This is a genomic window from Agarivorans sp. TSD2052 (assembly GCF_023238625.1).
GTDB lineage: Bacteria > Pseudomonadota > Gammaproteobacteria > Enterobacterales > Celerinatantimonadaceae > Agarivorans.
Window position 1 is genome coordinate 2361497 of the sequence record NZ_CP096670.1, and the last position, 16901, is coordinate 2378397.

General features: G+C 43.0%; 14 protein-coding genes. 4 read left to right on the forward strand and 10 right to left on the reverse strand.

Annotation, left to right across the window (positions count from 1 at the left end; all coding sequences use genetic code 11):
• Window positions 1-32 precede the first annotated feature (32 nt).
• On the forward strand, window positions 33-686 hold the full coding sequence (locus M0C34_RS10770; protein WP_248711686.1) for a DedA family protein: 654 nt from the start codon (window positions 33-35) through the stop codon (window positions 684-686).
• Between the two features lie 123 nt (window positions 687-809).
• On the opposite strand, the gene M0C34_RS10775 is transcribed toward M0C34_RS10770, so the two are convergent.
• The 6 genes from M0C34_RS10775 to M0C34_RS10800 all read right to left on the reverse strand — a co-directional run bounded on the left by M0C34_RS10775 (window position 810) and on the right by M0C34_RS10800 (window position 8237).
• Window positions 810-2366: an amidohydrolase family protein gene (locus M0C34_RS10775; protein WP_248711687.1), complete on the reverse strand. Its 1557-nt coding sequence runs from the start codon at window positions 2364-2366 to the stop codon at window positions 810-812.
• 712 nt (window positions 2367-3078) lie between these two features.
• Window positions 3079-3828 (reverse strand): hypothetical protein, encoded by a 750-nt coding sequence (locus M0C34_RS10780; RefSeq protein ID WP_248711688.1) that lies wholly within the window; start codon window positions 3826-3828, stop codon window positions 3079-3081.
• Between the two features lie 421 nt (window positions 3829-4249).
• Window positions 4250-5536 (reverse strand): rhodanese-like domain-containing protein, encoded by a 1287-nt coding sequence (locus M0C34_RS10785; RefSeq protein WP_248711689.1) that lies wholly within the window; start codon window positions 5534-5536, stop codon window positions 4250-4252.
• Between the two features lie 85 nt (window positions 5537-5621).
• On the reverse strand, window positions 5622-5966 hold the full coding sequence (locus M0C34_RS10790; RefSeq protein WP_248711690.1) for a hypothetical protein: 345 nt from the start codon (window positions 5964-5966) through the stop codon (window positions 5622-5624).
• A gap of 24 nt (window positions 5967-5990) precedes the next feature.
• The gene (locus tag M0C34_RS10795) at window positions 5991-6599 is read right to left on the reverse strand and encodes a cytochrome b/b6 domain-containing protein (RefSeq protein ID WP_248711691.1); all 609 of its coding nucleotides are present in this window, start codon (window positions 6597-6599) and stop codon (window positions 5991-5993) included.
• Between the two features lie 24 nt (window positions 6600-6623).
• Window positions 6624-8237 carry a tetrathionate reductase family octaheme c-type cytochrome gene (locus M0C34_RS10800; RefSeq protein WP_248711692.1) on the reverse strand — a complete coding sequence of 538 codons (1614 nt, stop codon included), beginning with the start codon at window positions 8235-8237 and terminating at the stop codon, window positions 6624-6626.
• A 407-nt stretch (window positions 8238-8644) separates the two neighbouring features.
• Here M0C34_RS10800 and M0C34_RS10805 point away from each other — a divergent pair, with 407 nt between their 5' ends.
• A complete protein-coding gene (locus M0C34_RS10805) occupies window positions 8645-9547 on the forward strand; it encodes a LysR family transcriptional regulator (protein WP_248711693.1) in 903 nt (300 codons plus the stop codon).
• 166 nt (window positions 9548-9713) lie between these two features.
• Here M0C34_RS10805 and M0C34_RS10810 read toward each other — a convergent pair whose 3' ends face one another.
• The 3 genes from M0C34_RS10810 to M0C34_RS10820 all read right to left on the reverse strand — a co-directional run bounded on the left by M0C34_RS10810 (window position 9714) and on the right by M0C34_RS10820 (window position 14588).
• The gene (locus M0C34_RS10810) at window positions 9714-10892 is read right to left on the reverse strand and encodes a N(5)-(carboxyethyl)ornithine synthase (RefSeq protein WP_248711694.1); all 1179 of its coding nucleotides are present in this window, start codon (window positions 10890-10892) and stop codon (window positions 9714-9716) included.
• Window positions 10893-11065: 173 nt separating this feature from the next.
• On the reverse strand, window positions 11066-12079 hold the full coding sequence (locus M0C34_RS10815; protein ID WP_248711695.1) for a D-alanine--D-alanine ligase family protein: 1014 nt from the start codon (window positions 12077-12079) through the stop codon (window positions 11066-11068).
• A gap of 370 nt (window positions 12080-12449) precedes the next feature.
• Window positions 12450-14588, reverse strand: a complete 2139-nt coding sequence (locus tag M0C34_RS10820; protein WP_248711696.1) for a YgiQ family radical SAM protein — start codon at window positions 14586-14588, stop codon at window positions 12450-12452.
• Between the two features lie 192 nt (window positions 14589-14780).
• Here M0C34_RS10820 and M0C34_RS10825 point away from each other — a divergent pair, with 192 nt between their 5' ends.
• The gene (locus M0C34_RS10825) at window positions 14781-16310 is read left to right on the forward strand and encodes a phospholipase D family protein (RefSeq protein WP_248711697.1); all 1530 of its coding nucleotides are present in this window, start codon (window positions 14781-14783) and stop codon (window positions 16308-16310) included.
• Between the two features lie 13 nt (window positions 16311-16323).
• Here the strand turns inward: M0C34_RS10825 and M0C34_RS10830 are convergent, their stop codons facing one another.
• Window positions 16324-16806 carry an FKBP-type peptidyl-prolyl cis-trans isomerase gene (locus M0C34_RS10830; protein ID WP_248711698.1) on the reverse strand — a complete coding sequence of 161 codons (483 nt, stop codon included), beginning with the start codon at window positions 16804-16806 and terminating at the stop codon, window positions 16324-16326.
• On the opposite strand from M0C34_RS10830, the gene M0C34_RS21300 reads away from it, so the two are divergent.
• On the forward strand, window positions 16786-16842 hold the full coding sequence (locus tag M0C34_RS21300; protein WP_371923133.1) for a hypothetical protein: 57 nt from the start codon (window positions 16786-16788) through the stop codon (window positions 16840-16842). The genes M0C34_RS10830 and M0C34_RS21300 overlap by 21 nt on opposite strands.
• Window positions 16843-16901 lie beyond the last annotated feature (59 nt).

Consider the following 16901-nt stretch of genomic DNA (forward strand, 5'->3'; position numbering starts at 1 on the left):
AAACCTCCATTCTAATAGGGTGAAATTTTAATATGTTAGATATTTTGTATGCTATATGGCACCACGATTATGAAACACTGTTACACATAAACTCACTAAATTGGCTATTACTCGTGTTGGCGCTGGTGCTATTTTTGGAATCCAGCTTCGTTTTCTTGCCTTTACCAGGCGACAGCCTAGTATTGTTTGTTGGCGGGTTAATTGGCATGGGGATCTTGGATTTTTACCCCGCTATTGCAGCGCTTTGTCTCTCATCGTCTTTAGGGTGTATTTGTGCCTACTCGCAAGGTCGACTATTACAGAAAACCTCGCTACTTTTATTCGTTGAGCGCGTTCTACCTGAAAAGGCCCTGCCTAAAACAAAATACCTATTGAGTAAATACGGCTTCCTGTCTCTGTTCGTATCGCGGTTTATCCCTTTCGTAAGAGTACTTACCCCCATGTTAATGGGTATTTCTAAACTTGGCTTCTGGAAAACCGTGTTAGCCAGTACCGCGAGTTCATTGATTTGGAGTATATTGCTGCTAATGTTGGGCAAATGGTTAATGCTTAATCCAGTACTATCAGATAATCAACAACTGGTCACTCAAGCGATTGTTATGATCAGTTTGGCTTTGATGATTATAGGTACCGTAGGAGGATTGTTTCGTCTGTTAGCCAATAAACATCGTAGCCATGTTAATTAATCGGGAGATTGAGCGGGTGACTTTCAATTGGCTTGATTGACCCATCAATCTAAAAACGCGGTAAAGACCTCACATCTTTACCGCATTTATAGGTGTCATATACGCATTAGCAAGTTGTAATGCCTAGTTAGATTTTACCGCTAAGCCCGGACGAACATCGGTCAATACCTTAGAGTCTTTTACGACGATAGTACCATTAACCAATACGTATGGGATGCCCGTTGAAGGCAAGCCAGCGGCCTCCATAGTAGAGTTATCACGTACTGTATCTGGGTTAAAGATAGTAATGTCTGCGTCTTTACCGACTTGCACACGCCCTTTGTTACTCATGGCTTTCACACCATTCTCTTCTAAGTATTTAGCCGGCATGTAGCTCATTTTTGACACTGCTGTCATCAGCGGCATAATGTTCTTTTCACGGGTCAATCGTAATACCTTGGCGTGCGTGCCAGCAGCACGAGGATGACCCTGTACCGCTTCATAGGCAGTATCTATATCAATCGCCATATCACCGGTTGCAGTTACAGTTAAAGGAAACGCATCGCTGGCGATTAATGTGGCTGGATTTGCCATTGCATCAAACAAACCTTCTTCAGAGATACCCGCAAAGATAACTGATGCTCCGGGGTTGGTTTTCATTAACTCTTCGTAACGCTCCTTGGTGAGCGGCTTCATGGTTTCAACTTCTATAATGTCTGAGTATGTTCTGCCCATATTAGGCCCATAGTTGTCAGGGACTAAATAGTCTGCACCCACAATGGTTGCACCTTGATAATACGGGTAGACTTCTGCCGATACATTTAGGCCCGCTTTACGAGCATCAGCAATCATGTCTAACGCTTCTGGCGTTTTGTTTAGTGCTTGCTGGTGAATATGCTGAATGAGCAAACCACCACCATAAATTCCAACACTAGCAATCATTTCTTGGAAGCCCAGTACACCGGTTGTATCAGGCATTTGGCTAGAAAAACGGCCATGCAAGAAGGTAGACATGCCATAATTACTGGCTATTTGTTGCCAAGATACTGTCTCTTTTGAGGTGGCACCTTTACTCATGTACCCCACTGGCACACCAATACCTAAAGCGCCTTGTTTAATGCCTTCATCTACCATTTGGTTAATCTGGTCTATTTGTTCAGCATTGGGTACAAAGGTTTGCACTTCCATGGTCACATGAGAATGCTGGTGCGACTCTGCATGAAAGATATCTTGTACTATCGAGCCCGTTGTAGAATTGTACTCTGGGTGGACCACTTTTTCTCGGATACCCGCTGGTGACACGGTCGCCCCAAAGTTAGTCAACGAGCGCCCTTCCAAGCTTTGGTAAAACGCATCAACCGGATATACGCCCACTTCCAGTTCAAGAGGTGTGGTTACGCCATCACGTAAATGCAGCTTTTGTCCAAACGGAATATGTGAATTGTGCGAGTGAGTATCGATGAAACCGGGGGCGACTACATGGCCCTGCGCTTGGATCACTTCTTTGCCTATAATCTCGTCACTGGTAATGACGGCAATTTTTCCGTCTTTCACGCCAACATTGGCAACTTGGTTAAAACCAGTTTCTGGATCCATAACTCGGCCGTTAAGGATGGCAATATCATAGTCCTGTGCGTAAGCGCCCGAACCGATTAAAGCCATAGCTAAAGCAAGTGGAGTTAAGCAGTTTTTTGTTTTCATGGTAAATCCTCATTTTTCTACAATTATTGTTGTCTGATAAATCGAATGGCTTGTCTCATTGCAACCATCCTTAACTCGTTCGCTAATATACTGGCGCTTTCGAATTTGGGTTAATGCGCTGCAGAGCACTGAATCATCACCACGAACAAAAGGCGTCAAAACTGGCGGCTAAACGATTGCCCTACTAGGACGCTCCCAGAAAAACCATTAAAGAAATCAGCGGGTGAAGTCGCTAGACAACAAACAATTGGAACTAATGCTGAAATGAAAAAAGTCCCCCTAGTGGGTGGTAGGCAACAAAAAAGGCGCTAATCATCGATTAGCGCCTTTGTAAAAAAGAGAAAATTTGTTGTTTTAGTTTGATACCACAGACCTTAAATATACAGTGATGAAGGCTTACCCTAATGGTTAAATTCTGTGTGTACTTTAGTAAAACGATAGCCTATTAACGTCCAATCAAGAATGCTAATCAGCTTACCAATAGATAAAAATACATCCAAATAATCTTGGCAATCGCTACCAAAACCACTCTGCAGAATAAGCGGGAGCCAACAACACAACCATTGAATGCAACGTGCAACCCTGAGTCATTGGTAGGGCATAGCGTTCCATATTTGGACTCGCTGACCGCATCAGCGACCCTATAGGTGGTCACTGTATGTTGTTGGATTCTCGCTATATCTTTTCTACATGAGCGCTGCTCTCTAATCACTTAGAAGAACGCCTTATACAAAGCCCATACCACCGTGTCATCGGTTTTTAGGGAATAATGGTTAGATTCTGAGGTACCGTAAGTATTCTCGATTTTGATTTGCCCCCAACGCGTTTTATCTTGAGATAGTGGAGTAGAAGCCAATAATGTCGTTTTTAACACCGAGGTATTTATACTGCCGCCCATGTAGGTATACTCTGGATTTATCATGAAATATGTCCCGTCTTTACCTGGTTTCATAATAAGAAATATGTCGCCGGTTGCACCGTAAGTCACACTGTCAGATTCACCCATCACTTTTGTAAAATCACTTTTATACTCCCCACCCAATACGCCTGCGCGAGCAAAGAGGTTTATCTTGTCACTGCCCGTTTGGAAATTTGCAATGCCACCCAATGCCGCGGTGGTAAACGCAGAATTATCGATAATGTCTATCGATGCGGCGACTTTAGGCACGATGTTGTTATCGACTGAAAAAACATGGAAATATTGAATACGGCTGTCACTGTAATGGCCTTGGTTATCCATGGTACCTTCAACAGTTAGCATCGCTTCTTGCTTTTCGTTAACTTGAAAGGAACCAGAAACAGACACTTTAAAATCGCCGTTGTTGCTCATTGCTGCATAAGCCGATGTGGTGGCTCTGGTTAAGTCAGATGGGTCATGGTCTGGAGCTTGTTCTTCTGCGTAGCTAAATCCGCTAAGTAAGGCCGTTCCAATAACAAGTTTTCTAAAAGCTGACGTATTCATATCTTTGGTCTCTGTGCTTGATTTAAGTTGCACAAAGATTAATCGCAGAAACACTCTTTCTATAATCGTCTGCAGAGGATGAAATCATCACCAATTAAATATGCACACAGCGGGTGTGATAAGCCAGTAATACAAATATTGGCTCGTGTAGGCATTACGTCTACTTCAATGAAAGTCGCCGCCCTGCATAATCACCAAGATCTTTATGGCAGAGATAGACGGTTAACACTGTTAACGAACCTTAGCGATTGGCTATCATTTAGAGAACGAACGCTATAATCACGGCTTTGCTACAGCACGACTGGCTGTTGAATGGGTGATTACCGTGTTGCAAAGCGGGGGTGTTATCCCCCACTATCGATGCGCTCATAATACCGCTCAAGATCTTGAGCGGTATTAAATTAACGGATGCCTACCCAAGCTACAATAGCTCGATGCCATTAGCTTGTGCCACATCAGCGAAGCTATCGTTTAAAAAGCCAACATTGGTATAGCCCTTGTTGGTTAACAAGGTGTAGGCCAAAGACGCCCGAGAACCACCAGCGCAGTGAAAAATCACCAGGCCCTCTTTCGGGATCTTAGCTAAATGTTGGTCCAATTCAGCAAGTGGAATATGTATTGACCCTTTTACTCTGCCATGACTAAGCTCTTCGCCGTCACGCACATCGATAATGGTAGCGGTACCTCGCTTAGCCGCTTTAACAAAGTCCGCTTCTGTAATAGCGCCTTTGGCGAGCTTTTTCTCGTAAACTAATTGACTAACAACTTCAGCACTCGGTAAGTTAGCCGCTAGCCATTGGTTTATCCCACCCTGCAAGATAGTCACATTTTTAAACTTCCAAAAACTTAGTATTTCATAGGCTTCAATGGCTTGCTCAGCGTCGCCCGAATCAGCCACCACAATAATGGGGGCTTTTTTATCCCTTAATTCAAAAATTGTACGCTGACTAATTGCTACTTTCTCTTGATTCATTTGCTGGTGCATAGCAGCTAATTGTTCAGCCGGTAAATTCACTGCGCCCTGTATAGATTTAGCGGGCTTTGTGCGAACGTCTAGGATCACATGGTGCTTGTCTAAATTTTGGCTTAACCAATCAGCATTAACGTGCGCCGGATACACTTCGCCTTTCCAAGCGGGAAAACCTTCAACATAGGCTTTTACATTAGTGTAACCATTAGCTTGGGCAATGTTTAAAGCCTTTGGACTTAAGGGGCACGTTACCCCTCCACAATAGAACACCACTAATTGATCTTTATTTTCAGGCAGCCAATCTAGATTATCTGCCAGTTTATTTGAAGGCGTTGGCATGGCACTCGGTATGTGCCCTTGTTGGTATATAGCCAACGGTCGTGCATCGCCAATAAACACCGATTGACCTTCATCCAATAAGTCGGCCAACGCATCAGTATCAATAATTTGTTCAGCGGGTAATTTAACCAAAATACGTTTAATGCTAGTCGCTAGGTCATTTTCATCTACCGAAGCTTTAAATTTAGTATTCACCGTTAGATCCTTAAATGATTCGGCATCAATTAAGGTAGTGGTATCGTTAAACTTAATGACTTTAACCTGTTTGGTTTTTGGATTTAAATACTGAATCACCTTCGCATTCTGCGAGATAGATTGGATTTTCCCAACCACTTCAGCTGCTATCAACGACATAGGTGTAAGCAGTAATGTCGCTATAATCATCATTCTATTCAACATGGGATCCCTCCAGATTTCTAAGTTACTCAAACACGAGCAAACCCAAAATAAATGGTTTAGTTAAGGTTATTGACTGACGGCACTGCTAGTCACAAGCCGCAAGCTCGCCACTATCGGCAGCGTATTTCATCGCAAAATCTTTTAGGTCTGGTGCTATCTCTAGAAATTTTTCACTTTGCAGAAATTCACTCGCTTCTGGGTGTTTCTTGGTATACATTTTTATAAACTTCTTAGCATCTTTCTTAAAGTAGCGTTTCCACTCTACCTTTAAGTGCTGAGCAGCAAAGTCTTGACCGTTATAGCCAAATAACGGTTTCAAATACTCTAGGTAATACTCTTGACCCTTTGCTGAGTCAGCTAAAACCCCACTAGACAGTAGTGCGATAAAACCACCCAGTAGGAGTTTATTAATAACAAATCGCTTGTTCATGCTTACTTCCTCTTACACTTTCATTTAGTGATTGTCTGATTCATCTGCTGACTCTTTACCGGTTAACATGGCTTGCATATGACTAGACAACTTGCGGCCTAAAGTAATGAGATAAAGATGCACGACCAGAAATGCGATAAGCGTATAAGCACAAAAAGTATGAATAATCGCGATAGTACCGATTTGCTCAATGTACCCTGCAGCACGTAACTCTGGAAAAAAGAAGAAAATAAGCCCAGTGATTATTTGTAATGGGATCAATACAAACAACAAACCTAAATACGCCAAACGTTGTAAAGGATTAAACTTATCTTCGGCCGACATATGATGAGGGTGAGCCTCTCCTACAAATACTCCATATAGGTAAAACCTTAGCACCCCATCTATGCCATTTTTATTAGGCATAAATTGTTTCCATTCACCAGTGGTAAATACCCAAGTAAAAATAAGTATCACCAACGCTGTCCAAATAAAGCCTCCCCAGTGGTGAAAATGGGAACTTTGGCCAAAGCCAAACAGCTCAATAATCCCATGCAGTTCAAGCCCGGTAAGCATCAGCAATAATACCAAAGCCGCTTGTGCCCAATGCCAAAAACGCTCAAAACGTTTAAATATCAACACCGCTTTACTCATAATTATGTCCTGTACTGATCGCTGCTAACGCTGCTTAGGTTTACGGCGGCGAAGGGTAAATATTCGCAACAAGGCATGTAATAAAACGCCGGTTAATCCGCCCCAGATAGCCAAGGCGCCAAAATATTCAACGAAACGGTTACTGTCGCGGCCCACCAGGTAAAAATCGGTTAGCCCATTCAAGCGGCTATCTCTGCTATGACATGCAGAACAAGCCAGCGATTTATTTGCCGGTGCTACCATGTGTTTAATCGGCCAATACCCGTTAGTTTCGATAAAACTATAATGACCACTAAATTCAAGGTGATTCAGCTTGGCCCCAGCGGCCAGCGCTTTATCCCAATCTAATTCCGTCCAAAATGCTCCGGTACCCGCTCTACCGTACAACTTAATCGGCAAAATACGGTTGAACTCGGTATCATAAGGCTGTTTGCCTTTATGTACCTTAAACGGCCAGATTCGAGCATCGGGGTCCTTATAACTGCCTGTAGGTGGATTAATGTCGATGGGCGCTTGGCTTGGATCAATGGTATCTAACAAGGTCATCTGTTTAAGCTCGCCTTTATACCAATGGTATTCAGGCACCACGTTTTTCCCCCAGGTAAACGTCCCCTTTTTACTCATATAGGCATGTTGCTCAACCCCATCAAATATTTGATCTTCTACAAAAGGTTTCCCATCTCTAGTTTGGCCAGCGGTGGACCAATCCCAGGAAAGCTTGGTTAAATAAGGGCCTCGCGCCATTTCTGGAATATGACAAGCAGCACAAGCGACTTTGGTGGTGTGCTTATCGATATCCCTATCTTGGTGTGGAGTAGCGCTATGGCATGACTCACAGGAGACGTTGTTACCTTGCCTGTCACTTCGCCCCATATTCAGTTGGTGGTCAACAAAGGCCTTGCGGTCATTGTAACGTCCGGAAATCTTGTGCTCGCTGGCGGTATGACAATCTTGGCAGGAAAAATCTAGTTTTTCTGGGCTCATATGAACATCCAGTTCAAACTCTGGATCAATTAACGATAAGTCAGTATCTCCATGTTTTACACCATTACCGCCGCCCCCATTTGCATGGCAAGCTAAGCAGTTTTGACGTTCTGGCTGACCAACATGGGTGGCAACATATTGCAGGTCTACGGCTTTTTGGAGCTTACCTCCGATGACTTGATCTTCATAATATGGATGGCCAGATGAAGCCGCCGATTTCTTATAGGTACTGGTAGTATCATGACACACTAGGCAATCGACATTTTCTTCAGCTTCTAAGTCAAAGTCTTCATTTCGCCAACCATAACCTGCATGGCATTGGGTACAACTCTCGTTGCCTTTAGCCGATACGCAATAGTTATTAAAGCCATTTTTGGCTTTGCCAACATCGATGCCATCCACTTTTTTAGCCCAAGTCCAATGGAAAGTTTGATGTACTTGCTTGGCCGCTTCTGTGTGGCATTCTAAGCAGGCTTCGGTAACATCAGGTGCATAGTCAAACTCTTGGTTTAACACCTCAAAACTTGAATGATCGGCGGTACTGGCAATTGAGCTGACAGGTTTTCTAGGACTAGTGTGTGACTCTATCGTTGAGGCGAAACCAAGCTCAGCGCCCCCTAATAATAACACCAGCAATGCTATTTGTTTTTTCATCTATCAGTAATACCTTATACCCTCTGGCGAAGTGACTCTTGGCTATCATAAATCGCTGTAATGTTTACTTCTCGCATCCCAACGTCATTGCACCAACCAAAATATCGACAAACACACAGTTAAAATAGATTTATCTAATTTAATAAATACTTATTTATAGATTACTAATATAGATAGAAAGACCACTAATTAATTATGGTTACTTCGCAAAATTAGCGATTGAAAACAAAAAGTGGCCAAGCTTTGATGTAGGTTAATTTTTGGCTTAATGAGACATTGCGTCCGCATTACCCTAATATTTCCAAGCCAAGCTTTGTATGATGATAAGTATTTGCCGCAATCACTAAGGAAAGCGGTGTATAACACAGCATGTGATTAACGCGCTTTTACCTAAAAGGAATTAGACAGTGAATTTTAGCCTAGAACAGCTACAAGCCTTTGTGGCCGTATATGAAGAACGATCATTTAGCAAAGCAGCTATAAAACTGGATAAGCATCGAACCACGGTAGGGCAAGTTGTTGCCAACTTAGAAGACATGCTGGCGGTAGAGTTATTTCAACGGACGCCGAGAGTGGTTGAACCGACTCTAGATGCCAAATTGCTTTACCATTATGCGAAACAAGCTTTAGAACAAGCAAAAACCTTCGACAAGGTTGCTCTTAGTTTGTCTTTCGGAGAGCTCGACTCTATTACCATTGCTTACAGCAGCTTTATACCACACACAGTATTGGCACTCATTCGTCAACAACTGGCTGTCGATTATCCACGTATGCGAGTCAACCTCATTGTAAGATCACAAGCAGAAATCAGAGCAGGATTCGAACAAGAGACCATCCATTTCGCTATTGTAAATGTGACTAATGCAAAAGCGATGAGTAATATAAGCTATACCCTACTTGGTGGAATCGATTTTGTCCCTTACGTCAGTAAAGACAGCGAAGTGCTTAATATGTCTGATGACGAACAATATGCTGCTTTAAAATCTACTCGTCAATTTGTTCTCAAATCCTTACTAGATGAAAACATGAATAGCTTAGTGGTACTGTCAGCGAATTATGACGAAGTAGACCAATTAGCAATGACTATTAAATTGGTACAAATGAATTTGGGCTGGACCGCGCTGCCAAAACGGAGTGAAACTATTGGCTACATTTCTAAAAATTTGGTCAGAGTACAATGTACCAAAGTGAGAAATGGGATATCTATCCCAATTGCTTTGTGGTGCCCGCACTCAAAACCTATCCTAGAAATCAAAAAATCACTCACCAAAGCTATTGATGAATACACCAAAAGCATTGCGAGTAGCTAAACACATCTAATTTCAATTTGACTCAACACCGTGACCACTATGTATGAGCGATGAACAGTAAAGGATTCGACGTCTTATTAGCACTATGTTGTTAATTAAGCCTTGAGATGTTACCCAAGGCCTACTTTAGCTACATACTTTTCGAACAAACGCCTACAAGCTGCTATTAAGCGATGTTATTTAATACTAGGGATTTATCAGCATTAGTATACAAGTGAGGGTAATCTTCTTCACGTTGTTGAAATAACAAAATGGATTGATTTTGAATAACGCCACCATCAATATTGATAGCTTGGCGAATCGTTTCATTCTCATACCAACTATCACGACCGGCTAAAACAACGGGTAAATATACAATAAGAGCTGCTGAAATCGAACGCGTGGCGCTTTCCCAAAGATAGCTCGGAGTATGGTCTACAGCATAGTAATCAATGGTTTCATGTTTAAACATGGGCTGTTTGAAGGTAGTAGGTTTTGCAAAAAAGAAACCCATTCCCTCGTCGCAACTCACATCAATGATCAGGCTATTTGGTTTCAAACAGCGACTTTCATCTTCGGTGACAAAATGGGTAGGACATTCGGTATTTTGAAAGGTACCATTTACAATGATATCTGTTTCGCTAATTAGATCTGTTAGCGGTCTAGATGTTCCATCGTGTTCGACCACCATCATACGAGCTTCGTCATCGCTACCGGCTCTAATTCTTACATATCGACAGTCTAATACTTCTTCTCGCACCTGATCTTCTGGGCGCTGAATACAAATGGTGATATCTCTGAATCCGTGAGCTTTAAGAGCATAAATTGCGCCACGGCTCACCGCACCAAAACCAAAGATTATGGTTTTACGCTGATTACCATAATGCCCATCAATGCCTTTAAGCTGCAATGAATGTAATACCGCGCAATAACCCGCCATTTCATTATTTTTGTAAAAAGTATGGCGACCGGCATGACCATTAGGAGACCAAATAAACATGTCTTCAAAAGCTATCAAGGTTTGTTTACGGTCTAAGGCGGCTTGAGTGATGTCTTGTTGCTGTACGCAATGTACATACCCCCAAAGTGTTCCACCTTCACGAAGCTCTTGTAGATCGGCCAATACCGGCTTAGCAATGATGACCGTTCCAAGCTCAGCCAATAACTCATGGCGAGAGGCAATACCGCCGGTTAAGGCTGCAATCTCATCATCAGACACCCCAAAAGGCGCGCCATAACCTTCTTCAAAGACGAGTTGTTGACGCAATGCCTCAGGAATGCGATGTAAATGCCTTGGATGAATGGGAAAACGGCGTTCGTCTGGCTTTCTTGAAGTCCCAATGACTCCTACTTTTAATGTATTCATGTCGTCTTATCCTTGGTAATACTTTATTAGGTGTGACTTTATGAACGAATGATCAATTTCGCCTATAGGCCATGTATTTTCGTTTGCTTGCGAGCAAACGTTTAGACGTGTCGAAAGTCGGTGTTTTACTCGCCGACTCTCTATTAATGTGGGCGGGAAATATTATCAGCTGGCTAAACAGCGCAGCTAAGAGGTGCTGGTTCAAACATGGTGTCGAGCGATTGTTTAGCCAAGACACGCATAAAGGATTCATTAAACATTAATTTAATCACCTCGTCATAGGACAGCTGGTTAGTTATCTCACAGGCTTTGGGAAAATAGCTGCTAGCACGTTTCATCCCAGGGACGAGGTTCGCTTCCATAAAATAACAGACGCCTTTGAGGTCCATTTTTACGTCAATACGGCCATACCCTCTAACACCTAGGGCACGGTAACAATGAGCAGCTAATAGCTGAACTTCCTCTAATTGCTCTGCATTAACTTTTTTGAGCGTTTCAGTGTCCTGGATTTTAACAACAGCGCCCAATATCCTTAAGTTACCGCTAGACAATGGAGGTTCTAATTCAATAGCAGAAATGGATAAGGTTCCGTCAGTGCTGTTAATCACAGCTACGGTGAACTCTTTACCTGCTAAAAACTCTTCTACGAGTATGGGTTGTTTATACACTGCATACAAAGCACAGACTTTACTTTGAAATTGACTGAAGTTTTCTACAAACGATTGGTCATCGATACCATTACCATTGGCCGCATCGGTGGGCTTAAGGAACAAAGGAAATGAAAGCGGCAATTCTTCCTCGTCTGAAAACTCACCGGGTGTTGCCGTAAAGTAGCGAGCTGTTTTTATACCTAAGCTGCTTAGGCGTGATTTAGCCAGAACCTTATCGGAATCGTAGTTTAGGGTTTCTCTGGTCGACCCCGAGAACGTAATGTTGTGTTGCGCGAAATAATCAGAAAACCAAAGCTTATCACCACCTTCTATAGGCATATATTTTGCCGCTAAAACAACCAGGTCTGGTTCACGATGAGTGACGGCATCTAAGTCTTTTAAAGAACCACACTCGCTAAGCCGCACCACATGTCCTTGCAGAGTTAAAGACGCTAATACATCGTTACAAGCCAATGCCGAACCAAACCCAGTTTCTTTCAGAGCTGGGCTTACCGCAGTTACTATTTCAATTTTCATTTCAATCATCCAATAAGTGGAGTCCACAAAGGACCATAGGTCGGAGTTATGAGATGAATTCAAATCGGAAGGATTAAAATCACAAAGTCGACAGACAAGATAAGGCGGCTTACCTGTGATGTGTTTAAAAAAGATAAGCTTTACACCCTAACACGATTAGGCCAGTGATGTCGGTTTAATAACTAGATAGTAAGTAATCAGAAAAACAAACGGTTACGCACTTTAGCGTTTGATTGTCAGCAGCGATTAAAAAACAGCTTTACGCCACCAGGTAATATAAGATCGCCAATTTGATTACCTCGCTAGTGACTTAAATGTCTAGCGAGGTAAACAGGTAGCGTGCTTAGTTCAAGCTGAGTAAAACACCTTGCTACGAGCGGTTTTGTTTGAATTGTTTACTGGTAAAACGGGTAGCTGCAAAGTTGCTATTTTTAGCGCCTTTAAAGCCTCGGCTATTACTGTGTTTAGCCCCTTTACGGTTTTCTGCAGGCACTAGGTGTTGTAAGCCACTACCAATTAGCTTACTAAGCCCCATATTTGCTAAACCTTCACGAATAATTGGCCAGTTTTTTTCATCATGATAACGCAACAAAGCTTTATGCAAGCGACGCTGCCTGCCCTTCTTCGCCACCGATACACGCTCGCTAGTATGGCTAACCTTGTGCAATGGATTTCGCTCTGTATGGTACATTGTGGTTGCGTTAGCCAATGGCGAAGGATAAAAGTTTTGTACTTGATCAAGCCTAAATTTGTTTTTCTTTAACCACAAAGCTAACGTCACCATGTCTTCATCTTTGGTTCCGGGGTGGGCAGAGATAAAGTAAGGGATTAAGTACTGTTTCTTACCAGCTTCTTTAGAGTATTTATCGAATAGCTCTTTAAACTTATGGTAAGTGCCCATACCCGGCTTCATCATCTTAGATAAAGGCCCTTCTTCAGTATGTTCTGGCGCAATCTTTAAGTATCCACCTACGTGGTGCAAGGCTAACTCTTTTACATAACGAGGATCTTCAATCGCAATGTCGTAGCGTACACCAGAGGCAATCAAGATCTTTTTGATACCCTCTACTTTGCGCGCACGTCGATAAAGATCAATGGTGGGCTGGTGGTCGGTATCCATATGATGACAAATGCTCGGGTAAACACAAGACAAGCGACGGCATGTTTCCTCAGCTTTTGGGCTCTTACAGTTCAAGCGGTACATGTTGGCAGTAGGCCCACCTAAATCAGATATAACCCCAGTGAAGCCCGGTACATTGTCTCTGATCTCTTCGATCTCATTGATGATGGAATCTTCCGAACGGCTTTGAATAATTCGGCCTTCGTGCTCAGTAATCGAACAAAAAGTACAGCCACCATAACAGCCACGCATAATGTTAATTGAAAACTTAATCATGTCATAAGCAGGAATCTTTGCCTTTCCATAGCTCGGATGCGGGATACGCTGATAAGGCAAGCCAAATACACCGTCCATATCTTCGGTGCTCAAAGGTAAGGCAGGTGGATTAAGCCAGATATAGCGATCACCATGGCGCTGCATTAAAGCACGCGCACACCCGGGATTCGTCTCTAGATGGAAAATTCTAGAGGCATGTGCATATAACACTTGATTAACTTTGACTTGCTCGAAGGCTGGTAAATTAATATAGACATTTTCCCATGGGCGCTTCTTCTCCATTTGCACCACTATCGGCTTCGCTTGATCTGCACCTTTATCTGCTGCCGGTTCTTCTTTTGATGAACAACTTTCTTCAACTTCAGTGTAGGGACTAGGAATAGGGTCGATTTTACCGGGCTTGTCTAAATGGCTTGAATCTAAGCCACTCCATCCGGGTAACGCTTCTTTACGTATGATGGCGGTGCCACGAACATCGTATAAGTCAGCAATGTTTTCGCCTTGGCTTAAGCGATATGCCACTTCAACCAAAGGGCGCTCTGCATTGCCATAAATAAGTAATTCTGCCTTGGCATCAAACAATACTGAGCGGCGCACTTTATCCGACCAATAATCATAATGAGCGATACGGCGCAAACTGGCTTCAATGCCACCTAATACAACGGGCACATCTTTGTAAGCTTCTTTACAACGTTGAGAATATACAATAACCGCTCTATCTGGGCGTTTACCGCCCTCATTGTTGGGTGTATAAGCATCATCATGACGAAGTTTACGATCAGCCGTATAACGATTGATCATCGAGTCCATGTTGCCGGCTGTAACACCATAAAATAGATTAGGTTTGCCCAAGGTCATAAAGGCATCTTTACTGGTCCACTCGGGCTGGGCAATAATACCCACTCTAAAGCCTTTGGCTTCGAGCATTCTGCCGATGACCGCCATACCAAAACTAGGGTGATCAACATAAGCGTCACCGGTGACCAAAATAATGTCACAACTGTCCCACCCTAATACTTTCATCTCTTTACGAGACATCGGCAAAAATGGCGCAGCGGCGCGTTGACGATTTACACAAGTATCCGGTTTAAACAAGGTTTCAGCAGTGTGCATATTTTATTCTCAGAAAAGTAAGCGCGACATTATATACGTAATCTAAGTAGGTAGGAAACGGATTAACAGCTAGTTAACAAATCAAGCCCATGTATAACGCCATCTAGTAGCTATGGTTTACGAAATAGTCTAAAATTTCTTATAATATTTAGTTGCTTATATTGCGTTAACCAAATGGACTTGCTCGTACCTATGAGACATCTCATTTTTCTTTTTTTTATCAGTCAGCTGTTATTAGCCTGTGCTCAACGCCCTAGTGATGAGCTGATTGCCCAATTCAAACATCCTAGCTACACGCTAACAGCAGATAGTGAATCTATTAACAACGGCAAAGTTCGGCAAATTACTCAATATCAGCCTGAGAAAACCGCCATCACTATTCTGTCAGACGGTATTAGCGCATTTGCCGCACGCATTGCGCTTATCAAACAAGCCGAATTAACGATTGACGCACAGTACTACATGATCAAAGAAGACATGACTGGCGCAATTTTTCTCGCCTACCTACTGGAAGCGGCCGACCGAGGAGTAAGAGTAAGACTACTGATAGATGATATCAATACGTCTAACTACGATGATGTTCTTAAGGCCTTAGCCTTAGATGACCGCATAGAAATCCGCATATTCAACCCGTTTTACGACCGCAATTTTCGTGGTACCAATATGCTAGGCGACTTTGATCGCCTAAATAGTCGAATGCACAATAAGTCACTAACCATCGATGGTTTAGTCACCGTGGTAGGAGGCAGAAATATTGGTGACGAGTACTTCAGCGCTCAAGATGACCTAGAGTTTACCGATTTAGACGCTATTGCTATTGGACCACTAGTGGCCGAAGTTAACCAAGCTTTCGACTTATACTGGAATGATGTTAGAGCTTACCCAATTGAAGCGCTCAATAGCAAAGACGTTGACGTACAAGCACAATTTCGACGCTTAGAGCAGCAGATGTTCAAGCACAGCGTTAAGTCTTTTGTTAAGGCGCACTTGAAACATCAACAAATACTCGAAAACCAAAGCTTCCGCGACTTCATTTACTGGTGTGACGGCCGAGTATTGGTCGACCATCCCAACAAAGATTCCAATTACCCCTTTGATGTATCTACTAATTTAGCTGGCGTGTTAGAGGCCGCAGAACAATCAATCCTACTTAGCTCGCCTTACTTTGTACCCGGTGAAGCCGGAACAGAGGGGCTAATTGCCTTGGCAGATAAAGGGATTGATGTGAGTGTCGTGACTAACTCTTTAGCCGCAACCGATGTGGCAGCCGTGCACTCCGGCTATAAAAAATACCGCAAACAATTAGTCGCCGGCAATGTGTTTCTATACGAAGTGAAGCCCGATGCAAAACAAAAACAACGTTTGGCCTTTTTCGGTAAAGGTGCTTCACGCGCCAGCCTACACAGCAAAATGTTTGTGGTAGATGAAGAAAAAATATTCATTGGCTCGTTTAACTGGGATCCTAGATCTATTAATCTCAACACAGAAATGGGTCTATTACTCACCTGCCCCAACTTAGCAAAGGTCATCGTTAAAGGGGTAAATGCCGATTTACCTTATAAAAGTTACCGGGTGCAATTAGATCAACAGCAAGATTTACAGTGGATAGAAAAGCGACGAGAGCAAGCCGAAGCGGTTTATACCTCAGAACCTAAGGCTAGCCTATGGCGGAAGTTTCAAGCGTGGATAGTTGGCCTACTACCGGTAGAAGACCAACTATAAGTATTATTAGTGCTTAGTGGTGGTGACCACAACCACCCTCAGCATGCACGTGACCGTGTGCTAACTCTTCTTCGGTGGCTTTACGGGTTTCGATCACTTCAATAGTGAACGCCAAGTCGATACCAGACAATGGGTGATTGCCATCAACAATCACCTCGTCTTCTTCCATACCAATGATAATTACAGACTGTTCGCCTTCGTCAGTCGTCGCGCGGAACTGCATACCAACTTCCACTTCAACATCACCAAACATAGATTTAGGCACAGCTTGAACCAAGTTATCATTGCGCTCACCGTAGGCATCTTCAGCGGCAATGTCCGCATCAAATTTATCACCGACTTTTTTACCTAATAAGGCTTGCTCTAAACCCGGTACCAGTTGACCTAAACCAACAATTACTGCGAGTGGCTCTTTGCCTTCAGACGTGTCTAATTGTTCGCCATTGGCGGTTACGGTGTATTCAATAATTGCAACATCGTCTTTTGCGATAGTCATGTAAAGTTCCTTGGTATTTTTAAAGTGTGGCACTAGCCAATAAAGTGGCAATTCTAAAGCTTCATTAAACAAATTGCCAATCACAGCGACTTGTG